This is a genomic window from Paenibacillus sp. FSL R7-0652, from assembly GCF_038595045.1.
Lineage (GTDB): Bacteria > Bacillota > Bacilli > Paenibacillales > Paenibacillaceae > Paenibacillus.
The window spans coordinates 5,701,082-5,713,240 of sequence record NZ_CP152001.1 but is presented as its reverse complement, the minus strand read 5'-3'; the positions used below and the strand labels follow the sequence as shown (position 1 = coordinate 5,713,240).

Here is a 12,159-nt window from a genome sequence, read left to right as displayed (position 1 = left end):
CTCTTATATCAAAGTGAAATCTGCAATGAAGGGTTAGTTAATCGTATTAAAGAGTTAAATTCGTCGTTACTGCTTACCCGCTTCACAGCGTAATTCGTGTACGTTCTTCAGCTGAGCGAAGACAAGCTTCGAGCACTTTCATATTGGCTGCCGCATCGGAAGGAGCGAAACGAAGTTCTTTCCCTTGAAGTACAGCGCGAGCCATATCATCCCCCTGGAGTGCATAGTGATTCACCTGCGGTACCTCCACCTCTCGGCGTTCACCGCCTGCTGTAACAAAGAAATTGGAACTGCTGTCCGGACGAGCAATGTAAGCCGAAGGTACTTCAATAATACCGTCAGAGCCAAGTACCTCCAGCGTATTACGGAAGGCTGCCCACATGCTGCTGTCAAATGTAACACCAACATGGTTATCGAATTCAAGCAATCCGGAAGCCATCATATCGACCTGATCATGCTCTGGTGAGAACATACCGATGACGGTTACCGCCTTAGGCTCATGTCCCAGCAGGAGGCGAGCCGCACTGATGGAATAACAGCCAATATCGTACAGGGCGCCGCCGCCCCATTCCTTACGGAAGCGAACATTGCCGGACGAACCGGAATTGTTAAATGAGAACGTACTGTGGATACCGCGAATTTCACCAATCTCGCCGCTAGCTATAATCTCCCGAATCTGGTCATAACGCGGGTGATGACGGTACATGAACGCTTCAGCCAGATGGACTCCCTTATCATCACACGCCTGGACCATCTCCAGTGCTTCCTTTTCCGTGAGGGCGAGTGGTTTTTCGCATAAAATATGTTTTCCGGCCTCTGCCGCGCGAATCGTCCATTCCCGGTGCAGATGATTGGGCAGTGGAATGTAAACGGCATCAATTGAATCATCTTCCAAGATCGCTTCGTAACTTCCGTAAGCCTTTTCAATACCAAGTTTATCAGCAGTTTGCTGTGCTTTATCGAGGTCCCGGCTGGCAATGGCAGTGACTTCGTTCAATTCCGATTGCTGTAACCCAGGAATGACGGAACCTATTGCAATGTTGGCGCTGCCAAGAATACCCCAGCGTAACTTTTGAACAGAATTCATAACTTGTTTCCTCCTGTATTTGAATGTATATTGTGATTATAATGAATAGATGATTGAATTAAAATGATAATATATTGAATTGAATTAACACAATATTGTTTAATGAGGTGAACGGTAATGATGAGACAGACCGTGCTTCTCACGCTGCAGGATATCCCCTATTTCTGTTACCCGGAGTCTGTCGGACATTATACGAATCATGTGCAGCACGCTGTTCTGCGGGAGGCAGGCGTACTCAATAATTTTAACATTCACTATGTTGCGGCAGGTAAAGGATACGTGGAGGTTGACGGGGTGGTGCATGAGCTTCGGGCAGGCCAAGCGGTGCTGTATTTCCCCCATCAACGGCAGCATTACTACAGCAGTGAAGATGAGCCTTGGGATGTACGTTGGGTTCATTTTTATGGCGAACGGCTTCATGACTATATGCTGGAGAGGGGCCTGCACCGCAATCTGTTATGGACGCTGAGACAGCGGACTTCCTGGGAAGACGCTCATTTGGCACTGCTTGAAGAGGCGGAGCAGAACAGGATGCTTCGTCCAGCCCAGTTATCCACGCTAACCTACGCTTTGCTGGCAGAATTCGTCCAGCATGCCGTGCCGCTCAAGAACACACGAACGACGAGCAAAACGGAGAGCCGTGTGCTTTCGTTACTGCCGCAGATGCAGCAGGAGGCATGTGAACCGTTTCTATTGCAGGACTGGGCGGATCGCGCAGGGGTGAGTACCTATTATTTTTGCAAAATATTTAAAAATGCCGTCGAGATGACTCCGATGGAGTTTATTACTCGTTCACGTCTCCAGATGGCGAAGCAGTGGCTGCTTGAACGCCCGTCGGCCAACATCGGACAGATTGCGGAGGAAGCAGGATATCCGAATGCCAGCTATTTTAACCGTCAGTTTATGGCGCATGAGGGTATGACACCTACAGATTACCGTGGGCTGTATCATAACTGATCATGGTGAAGAGGAAACTTTTAGCGGTTGTAAGAGGTTTGAATCGGTGAAGCAGGTACTTTATTGAGGTCATCACGACTGTATGTATTGCTGTGCTGTGTTTATCCCCGTGTCGCGACCTGTCCCTTTGGGAGCTGTCCCCTTACAGCTTCTAGGATGGAGTCGTTTGACAGAGCGGTTAATCAGGTCTATTATGGATAAATTAAATCCGTATATAATGAGGTGTCCTCTCATGAAATATTCCAAAGCGACAAACTATGCCCTGCATACGATGTTATATCTTGTCAGCACAGCGCCTGAGCAGCTGGTAAGTGTGCATCAACTGGCCGAGTTTCAGAAAGTTTCGCCAACATATCTGTCCAAAATACTAACCAAATTGGTGAAGGCCGGCATGATCGAATCCACTTCCGGTGCCAATGGCGGTTATCGGCTGAGCCGCAGGAACCCTGACCCTTCTTTCCTGGAGATCATTCATGCGATTGAAGGCAGAGCCTCGTTATTTGAGTGCTCGCAGAACCATAACGCAGCCTGTTTGATCCAGCAGGTCATGGTTCAGGCAGAGGAAGCTATGGAGAGTTTCCTGCATCACAAAAAAATGTCAGAGCTGGCTTCTCAAATGAGGGATGCCCATTCCTTGTAATGAAAACAGGATTTCTATCCCCCACGTCTCATTAGAGATCTGGGGGATTTTCGATATGTCCAGGGGGCGATGAACAGATTGATCAACTAGGCCGTACACCACTAAGATAAATTACTTCTTCATAATATTTTTTATGGTATAATAAGTAAATTATTCATTGATAACCCATTTGGAGTTTTGCGTTATGAATATAATATTGAAAAAAGGGGTGACCTATGAAGTACCAACAGCTTACAATCCCGTTAATGCTAATCTCCCTACCGGGTATTTTTCTATGGGTGCTGCTTCCGATTTATATCAAAGAGTTGGGTTATACTACCTTTCAATATTCAATAACCATATCGATTCTATCTTTTACAAAAATTATATTGAAGCTTGTCCTCGGTAAAGTATCAGATCGATACAGCCGTCATCGAATATGTCTGTATGCGCTGGTAAGTTACACAGCGGCCTACTTTATCTACGCAGCAGCCACCACACTATCTACTCTAATTGCTGCAATCATCGTTCATGGAATTGCTGGCATTCTGCTTACTATGGCATTAATCGGGCTTGTTTCGGACAGCAATCACAAGTTAGGTCAGCAGATGGGAGCTTTCGACAGTAAACAGCAAATCGGAAGCCTAGCGGGCGTAGGCATATGTTATCTCGTATTAAGCAGCTTTGGATTTATTCAAGGCTGGGGTGTGTTGTTTCTGATTTGCGGAGCTGCTTCGCTGCTGGGCTGTATCTACATATTTAAATCGCCGGAAGTCCCCAACACAAAAGAGATGGCAATTCAAAAAAAAGAGAAATCCAAACTATCTGTTAAGCAGCGAAAAATATGGGTTTTTAATTTAGGTCTTAGTACCGTATCTGCCATGTCTGGAATCATTTTTATTCCATATATGCAGCAGGTGTATGGAGCCAGCATTGAATTAATAACGGCTGCATTCCTTGTCCCTATGCTTATTTTTCCATTTGTAAGTTCGAAATTGGGGAGGGTAGGGGATCAGAGAGGGTATCGAAAAACCATAATTCAGTACATCCCCGTATTGTGCATGGGTGCTCTCGGTTTGGCTTTCTCACCAAGTCTGCTTTTGTTTGCGATCATCTATACGATCATGGATCTGTTTTCCTCTATTCAGGCGTACGCATTGGATGGGGTATTCATTAAGGGGACACCGCAGTCTCATATTGGGGATGCGTATGGCAAGTTCACGATCAGTGCTAATCTGGGAGGGATGGCTGGTGCAGCGCTGGGAGGATATCTATTTGATGCATTTGGTCCGAGCGTGCCCTACATCGTGTTTGCAGTGAGTATACTTTTATTTTTACCATTGGGATTGTACCTGATTCCTGCGAGTAAAGAGCAGAGTGTTCAGGAGCGCCTGGTCTAGTATTCTATGAAGACTAAATGCTACAATAAGGAAGATGCCGTATATACATACTTAATCGGACTAACATCTCTGGAGGGAATACACATGAGTCAAACGACAACGATGACGGAACTGGAGCAGCTGCTCGCACTCGAAAATATTAGAAATACCAAGGCGCGTTATTGCCGATATATTGATACGAAAGCATGGGATGAGCTTGGTGATGTATTTGCCCCGGATGCTGTCGCCGACTTTAGCACAGAAGGCAACCCGATTCCGGTTTTGACTGGACGTGACACCATAGTACAAGTGTTCCGTGACCTTGTAGACCCAGCGGTAACTGTGCATCATGTACATAGTGCAGAGGTGGAGTTCATATCCGCGACCGAAGCAAAGGTCATTTCCCCGATGGAGGACTGGGTGACGTTTCCTGAAGGTAATGAGAATAAGTCTTTTCACGGATTTGGACATTATCACGAGACATTTGTCAAAATTGAGGGACAATGGTGCATTCAGCATACCAGCTTGAAGCGTCTTCGCCTCGATTTGTTTGAATAAAAAAAATAGAAAAACGTTATAAATCACCTGCAGAAATTTGGGATGCAGGTGATTTTTCTTATCTATTTGGGATGCAGATAGCTGCCTGAGGACCTGACAGAACAAGATATATTTATGTAAATTAAAAGATTAAATTACAAAAAAATGCAATAATAGCATTGACGATCCAATAATTCATGAGTTAAGATAGCAATAATTAAATAATTACAAAAAATTACATGGATTGAAGCGTAGAGTTTTGTTTCTCGATTATGTATTCTTCTGTTCGACTACTCTGCAAATCAAAGGATGACGCGATGAACTGGTACGCATTATTCGTGCATACAGGAAGCGAAGAAGTCATTAGGAGATACCTACATATGTATCTGGGAACTTCCATCCGTGTTTTAATCCCCAAGAGAAAAGTCCCGGAGAAGAAATCAGGTATTTTTAAATCCTCTACCAAAAAAGTCTTCCCTGGTTATGTACTTATCCAAGTCAATATGACCGCCGAAACTTACCACTTGATCTGCTCCATACCTCATATCATCAAGATGTTGGGAACCAATGCAAGCTGCACTCCGATCCCGGATCATGAAATGACCACGCTGCTAAATCTTATTAATCCGGAAGACATTATCGATTATTCAACCGTTTATATGGAAAATACCAAAGTTGTTGTGCTCGACGGTCCCCTGAGGGGCCATGAGGGTATTATTAAGAAAATTGATCGACATACGCGCAGAGCCAAGATTTGGCTTCAGCTAACAGGTGATGAAGAACCTCGGATTATCGATTTAGGTGTAGATATTTTATATGCAAGTCACATGGAAAAGTAATTCTGTAATCTGTAAAAGTACAAAACTGGAGGATCAAAATGAAGCTTAGGCACATTTTGTAACCAAAGGGGCCATACATCTTTTATTATGAAATACACATCGTGGTGTGTATCAACTGGGCGAAGCTGTGTACAGGGTAACGATGCTGACTTTAGATCTTAATACCACTATGCCGATGGCAGTGAAGCGCAAAGGAGCGGCTGAACTGTTTTTTTTGTTGTCTCCAAAGAATCTGGTATCCGCAGATCAGGGAAAGGAAGATGCGAAACATGAGACAAATGATCGTCAAAGGTATGGGTATGTATGTGCCGGATACGGTGCTGACGAATCAAGCGCTTGAGGCTATGGGGATTAACGCTAACGCTGACTGGATTTACCAGAATCTCGGCATACGTGAACGGAGAATTGCAGCGCAGCATGAGCATACCAGTGATCTGGCGGCAGAGGCTGGAAAACGGGCTGTTCAGCAAGCCGGACTGGATCAGGAGGATATCGATCTGATTATTATGGCAACGTTCACACCAGACCGACTGGTTCCTCATTCAGCTGCACTTGTAAAACAGAAGATAGGTGCCAATCAGGCCAGCTGTCTGGATATTCGGGCCGGTTGCGCCGGTTTTAGTTATGGCATCATGAATGCGTATTATACGCTTCAGGCAGAGGAGGATATAAGTAATGTACTGGTCATTGGAGCAGATACTTACTCAAAGGTGACCGATTGGCAGGATCGTGCAGCATGCTCCAGTGTGGGCGACGGTGCAGGAGCTTTTGTTTTACAAGTATTGAATGAGGAGGATAACGCCAGTCACGGCGTTTTTATGGATGGTATTATGCATCATGAAGTAATGGAGGATATCGAACACGGAACGCTGCCGGTGCATTATGGCCGCATCCAAGAAGGGGCTGTTTCTGTTTATACATCCAACGGGAGATATCTGTACGAGCAGCTGGCCAGAGGTATTCCAAGACTCGTTAATCGGCTGCTGCGCAGAATAAAATGGGATATCCGGGACGTTGATCTGTTTGTCTTTCCGCAAACGAACAGCAATCTGATTCGTGAACTCGCAGTTTCTCTTGGTATTTCTCAGGATAAAGCCTATATGGCGATGGAGAAGTTTGGATATACCTCGAATGCCTGCCTGCCGATTGCAGTTAGCGAAGCCGTGCGAGAGGGCGTGTTGAGACCAGGTGCACGTGTAGTCATGGTTGGTGCAGGAGCAGGCACCTATTATTGTGCCACAGCCATCCGATGGGGCGAGATCTTGTAAACCGAGAGGAGATTATATGTCCAAGATTCGACTATATTGTGTTCCATATGCAGGGGGTTCGGCATCCATCTATCACAAATGGAGAAAAGGACTGTCCGAAAGTATTATACTGACTCCTGTTGAATTGGCAGGAAGAGGATTGAAATTTTCTAAACCTTTGTATGAAAGCATTCACCAAAGTGTGGATGACGTTTTTCAGTATATAGCTCAGGATCTGCCGGAGGGTGAGCCTTATGCTTTGTTTGGCCACAGCCTGGGGAGTCTGATTATTTATGAATTGTACAACAAAATGCATAAGCAGGAGTTTCAGAAACCTGTGCATATGTTTTTCTCTGGTCGGGAGACACCGGATTACAAAAAAGAACACGTCTACTATCACCTGCCTGAGGGTCAGTTCATTGATCGAATGAAGGAAATGGGCGGGACGCCGGATGAGTTTTTTGAAAATCGGCAGCTCATGGATATGTTCATTCCTGTCCTGCGGAAAGACCTGGAGATCAATGAGACTTACGTCTATGAAGAGAAACCATTCAAACTGCAGTGTGATGTTACCGTACTGAACGGAGCGGATGATGAAGAATACATTTTGGACAGTGCCGAGCATTGGAGGGATTTTACGCAGCAGGGCAGTGCTTCCCGAATCTACAAGGGAGGTCACTTTTATCTGTTTGAAGGGAGCATGCACCGGGTCGTCAGCATGGTTAATCAGACATTAACGAGTTATACCGAGTAAATCCAAAATCTACACGGAGGTGTCCTATGAATCAACGACAGATCACATCGCCACAGCAGCTGGAAGAGAGCATTTTGGGTGTTTTTCAACAAGTACTGGGAACGGAAGCAGGTATTACAACGACTAAAAATTTCTTCGATCTGGGTAGTGATTCCATGCTTCTTGCCCAAGTATACAATCAACTTGAAAAGTTATTTCCCTCTCAAATTACGTTAACCAATATGTTTGCCTACCCCAGCATTGCCAGATTGGCTCAATTCATCGCTGAACAGGAAGGCATGATCCTGGAGGCATATCCTGTTCCGCCAGAATATATGAAACATTCCGGACAAGCCGTACAGGATAATCGATATGAATTCGTAATCGAGAAGGAGCGGTTGGGTGAGATCAAAACATTCTCTGGGCAGGCAGGCATCACCCCGATGGAATGGTTATGGTCCTTGTTTGCATATCTGCTGACCGAGATTGGCAGCCGTTCGCAGCTCCATGTGTTTACATTAATCTACCGGATGAATCACATTAGTTCCATATCCCTCGATGTACAAAACGTCGGAAACTTTAACGAGCTGTTTGCTGCAGCAAAACAAGCGCTGCGTTCGGTGGACGAGCAGCCGGGGTATCATATTCAGGATTTAATTCGATCAGAAATGAAGTCCAGGCTTGATGCGATCAGGCCTTTATTTTGTGATGCGGATTACTTCAGCGGAGGGAGAATTGCGCTGGAAGAACAGTTTGATATCATCTGTGAAATGCAGCAGGAGAAAAGAAAAATACTGGTAACAATGTATTGTCAACCTATATTGAATGCTTCATTATGGCATACGTTTTTCCGAACCTATGACCGGATGTTAGACAAAGTCATTGAAAATCTCCGTTCAGCGGAAGCGAGGGGATGATCCAGTGAAAAACAAACTGATGGATTTCAGTGAGCTGCACGTTCAGGACACAAGTCAGATGGAAACAGGTGGTCAGCAGACTGCTGCTCCCGTTACATCGCGCGTCCGCTCACAAGATATCGCTATTGTTGGCCTGGGTGTGCGAATGCCGCTTGCAGACAATCCGGAGAAGTTCTGGGATAACCTGCTGCATGGTCTGGACTGTACCCGGGACCTGCCGGAACATCGTCGCCGGGATGCCGATGATTTCGTGTACCGCAAGATGAGCACGGCAGAAGAGGTTAAGTATCTGGATGGATCATATCTGGATCATATAGATACGTTTGATTATCCTTTTTTTCGTTTTTCTCCAAAAGAAGCAAGTTTGATGAATCCGGCACAGCGTATTTTTATGGAAACAGCATGGGCAGCTTTGGAGGACGGCGGATATACCCAAGAAAAACTGGCTGGCAGCAATACAGGGGTATATGTTGGACTGGTCTCCGATCTGGAGGGATACCGGTATAAAGAGATGATACATGAAGTGGACCCGGAGTCTCTTCCCATTTCGGTGACCGGCAATCTGTCCTGCATTTTGCCAAGCCGATTATCGTATTTGCTTGATTTGAGAGGACCAAGTATGGTGGTGGATACGGCTTGTTCCTCGTCTCTTGTTGCTGTCCATCATGCCTGTAATGCGATACGGCTGGGCGAATGTGATATGGCTCTTGCTGGAGGTGTGAAGCTCAATGTCCTTCCGCTGGATAAAGAATATTACCGCATGGGCATCGAGTCTTCGAATGGCATGACCAGACCCTTTGATGACAGTTCGGATGGCTCGGGCATAGGCGAAGGGGCGGCAGTAGTCATGTTGAAATCGCTGCAGGATGCTTTGAGGGACAAGGATCAGGTATATGCTGTTATCAAAGGCAGTGCGATCAATCAGGATGGCAACTCTATGGGGATTACGGCACCTAATGCCAGGGCACAGAGTGAGGTTATCGTAAAAGCATGGAAAGCAGCAGGGGTAGATCCGGAGAGTATTCATTATATTGAAACACATGGTACCGGAACCATATTGGGAGATCCGATTGAAATCGACGGGATTAAAGGTGCCTTCGCACAGTACACCGACAAGAGGCAGTTTTGTGCCATTGGTTCTGTGAAATCGAATATTGGGCATCTCTACGAAAGTGCAGGCATAACCGGGCTGGTAAAGGCAGTCATGTCTCTGAAAAAAGGAATATTACCTGCGATACAGCATTTTGATCGTCCGAATCGAAATATCGATTTCAGCGGTACACCTGTGTATGTGAATACACGCAGCCGGTCGTGGCCTTCTGGCGGAGAGCCGGTTCGTATGGGCATTAGTGCATTCGGATTCAGCGGAACGAACTGTCATGTCATTGTGGAACAGGCCGAAGAGTCCTGGAATGATGAGGTTCAGATTCAGGACACGGACACGGAGAAGGGGACGGGGACGGCAAAACGTGAATATCTCTTTCCTCTTTCAGCCAAAACATCTTCATCCTTGCAAAAGTATATTTCCAAATATATAAATTTTCTGAGCAGCACCCCGCATACGCTGGCCAATATTTGTTATACAGCTGGCACGTCCAGGAATCATTACGAACATCGCATCGTTCTCACTGCTTCGAGCAAAGAAGATCTCCTTGCCCAGTTAATGGAGCTGGAAGCAGATGATCTGGGCTCGCTTCGGGATAAAGCTGTTTCAATGCCCGATCACCCCGACTTGGGGGCACACTGCAGAACGTATCTGGACGGTGGCGAAGTGAACTGGACAAGTCTTTATGTTGGTGAAGAGGTACGGCGGGTCAGCATTCCAACGTATGCCTTTGACGCTCACCGATGCTGGATTGACCTTGGTTCTCGTCAAACTCATGTCGATTCCAATTCTGACATAGGCACTGCCGGAATAGAAGACGTGCATCACTACGAGATGGGCTGGATTCATGATCCGGAACGCAATACGGATCGGAAGAAACCGGAGGGACCTGTGATCATCTTTATAGATGAACAGGAACTTAACCATCCCTTGAAAGAAGCACTGCACAAACAGGGACAGTCCATAATTACGGTGGTTCATGCTTCTTCCTTTGCGTGTGTAACGCCCGAGCAGTACAGGGTCTCACCTGAACGAGAAAGTATGGAAGAGTTATGGTCTCATCTGGGTACATTGAACGTGCAGCGAATAATCTATATCCAAAAAAATCAGCCTGTTGAACCATTCTTCCACCTGCTGCAGCAGCTGCTGCGTGTGTGCTCATCTGCTGCATGTGATCTGGTGCTGCTGAGCGATCCCATCTATGCCATCACAGGCATGGAGGATACGCTGAATCCCGGGCATGCGCTGATGTTTGGTCTGGGGCAGGCTGCGCGGAAAGAAGATGCACGTCTGCAGTGCCGTTCTGTTCAGGTGGACAAACAGACCTCGCTTGAGCAGGTTCTGGCCGAACTGGAGCACGACGGTGAGGATTATGGTACAGCCTACCGCAGTGGAAAAAGATACGTGCAGCAGTTCGGTATACTTGATCCGGCTCAGTATCCAGAACGCCCTCAACCGATTCGCAGCGATAGTCTCTATCTGATTACCGGCGGACTGGGAGGCATCGGACTTGAAGTCGGCAACCGGCTCGCCGAGAGATATCCGGGTATTACACTCGCTCTCGTAAACCGAACTTCGCTTCCGGCACGTAAGGAATGGGATCGGATTATTGCTGTAGATTCGAATCATTCCATCATTCAGAAAATAAAGTCAGTGCAGCAGATGGAAGCACTCGGAGCCCAGGTCCTCGTGTACCAGGCCGATGCTGCGGATGAAGTATCGATGGAAGGCGTGCTTCGTGAACTTCGTCAGCAGCACGGCCGGATTGCTGGAGTTATCCATGGTGCAGGCGTTGCCATTGGAGGGGATCATCCGCTAATGGACAGAACGATTACAGAGGCTGAGCAGGTCTTTCGCTCCAAAGTACAGGGAACGCAGGTCGTGGATCGGTTAACCCGGATAGACAATCCGGATTTTTTCATTCTTTTTTCTTCGATCGCAACTTTGTTCAGCGGACCAGGACAAGCAGATTATGTCGCAGCCAACGCATATCAGGATGCCTATGCGGCGTACCGCAATCGCGAAATGAGCGGTACCATGACCGTAAACTGGTCTACCTGGAAAGAGACAGGTGCTGCGGCCGCAACCGGCTATGGTGTGGATACCTTGTTTAAAGCGATGACCAATGAAGAGGCACTTTCCTGGCTGGATCAGGTGTGGGGACGCCAGGTTGAGCGAGTACTTATTGGACACATGTCCACAGACCGCGGTATGCTGCAGCTGATTCGGAAGTATCCATTCAGACGGTCTGCTGAAGTGGAGAATTGGATTGAGTCGCGATTAAAACGGTCAACCGGATCACATGCCCCCGCTGTGCAGGCAAAGACGGCAGGACAAACAACGGCATTAAGCGGATCAGATGGCGGTGAATACAGTCCGTGGGAACGCCAGGTTGCGAATGTATGTCAGGCTGTTCTTGGTTTCCACGAAATGGATATCCATGACAGTTTCTTTGAGCTTGGAGCCGATTCTATTTTGATTAAACAAATGTATGCGCAGCTGGACCGGGTGTATCCGGGCATTCTTGTAGTTGCGGATCTGTTTGAGCACCCGTCAGTTCATAGACTGGGCGCTTATCTGGCTGATAAAACGGAGGGCACCCGGGAGAAGGAACAGACGGATACTGCGGCCTCAACCGAAGTGACGGGGCTTGGTGAAGAGGTCCATTCTCTTTTTGACCAATTGGAGGATGGCACAATCAGCATGGAAGATATGCTCAAAGGACTAAAACATATCTGA

10 protein-coding genes are annotated in these 12,159 nt (G+C 46.8%); 9 read left to right on the top strand and 1 reads right to left on the bottom strand.

Annotated elements, in window-relative coordinates; translation table 11 throughout:
• Positions 1–82: 82 nt before the first annotated feature.
• On the bottom strand, positions 83–1,087 hold the full coding sequence (locus MKY97_RS25090; RefSeq protein WP_342552923.1) for a Gfo/Idh/MocA family oxidoreductase: 1,005 nt from the start codon (positions 1,085–1,087) through the stop codon (positions 83–85).
• 117 nt (positions 1,088–1,204) lie between these two features.
• Here MKY97_RS25090 and MKY97_RS25085 point away from each other — a divergent pair, with 117 nt between their 5' ends.
• The 9 genes from MKY97_RS25085 to MKY97_RS25045 all read left to right on the top strand — a co-directional run bounded on the left by MKY97_RS25085 (position 1,205) and on the right by MKY97_RS25045 (position 12,159).
• Positions 1,205–2,044, top strand: a complete 840-nt coding sequence (locus tag MKY97_RS25085; protein ID WP_342552922.1) for a helix-turn-helix domain-containing protein — start codon at positions 1,205–1,207, stop codon at positions 2,042–2,044.
• Positions 2,045–2,276: 232 nt separating this feature from the next.
• Positions 2,277–2,684 (top strand): Rrf2 family transcriptional regulator, encoded by a 408-nt coding sequence (locus tag MKY97_RS25080; RefSeq protein ID WP_342552921.1) that lies wholly within the window; start codon positions 2,277–2,279, stop codon positions 2,682–2,684.
• Positions 2,685–2,899: 215 nt separating this feature from the next.
• Positions 2,900–4,063, top strand: coding sequence for an MFS transporter (locus tag MKY97_RS25075; RefSeq protein ID WP_342552920.1), 1,164 nt, complete (start codon positions 2,900–2,902; stop codon positions 4,061–4,063).
• A gap of 84 nt (positions 4,064–4,147) precedes the next feature.
• Entirely contained in the window at positions 4,148–4,600 is a 453-nt protein-coding gene (locus MKY97_RS25070) for a nuclear transport factor 2 family protein (protein WP_342552919.1), read from the top strand.
• Positions 4,601–4,851: 251 nt separating this feature from the next.
• Entirely contained in the window at positions 4,852–5,418 is a 567-nt protein-coding gene (gene loaP, locus MKY97_RS25065; protein ID WP_342552918.1) for an antiterminator LoaP, read from the top strand.
• 269 nt (positions 5,419–5,687) lie between these two features.
• The gene (locus tag MKY97_RS25060; protein WP_342552917.1) at positions 5,688–6,686 is read left to right on the top strand and encodes a ketoacyl-ACP synthase III; all 999 of its coding nucleotides are present in this window, start codon (positions 5,688–5,690) and stop codon (positions 6,684–6,686) included.
• 16 nt (positions 6,687–6,702) lie between these two features.
• Positions 6,703–7,419, top strand: a complete 717-nt coding sequence (locus MKY97_RS25055) for a thioesterase domain-containing protein (RefSeq protein WP_342552916.1) — start codon at positions 6,703–6,705, stop codon at positions 7,417–7,419.
• A gap of 26 nt (positions 7,420–7,445) precedes the next feature.
• The gene (locus MKY97_RS25050) at positions 7,446–8,315 is read left to right on the top strand and encodes an acyl carrier protein (protein ID WP_342552915.1); all 870 of its coding nucleotides are present in this window, start codon (positions 7,446–7,448) and stop codon (positions 8,313–8,315) included.
• A 4-nt stretch (positions 8,316–8,319) separates the two neighbouring features.
• Entirely contained in the window at positions 8,320–12,159 is a 3,840-nt protein-coding gene (locus MKY97_RS25045) for an SDR family NAD(P)-dependent oxidoreductase (RefSeq protein WP_342552914.1), read from the top strand.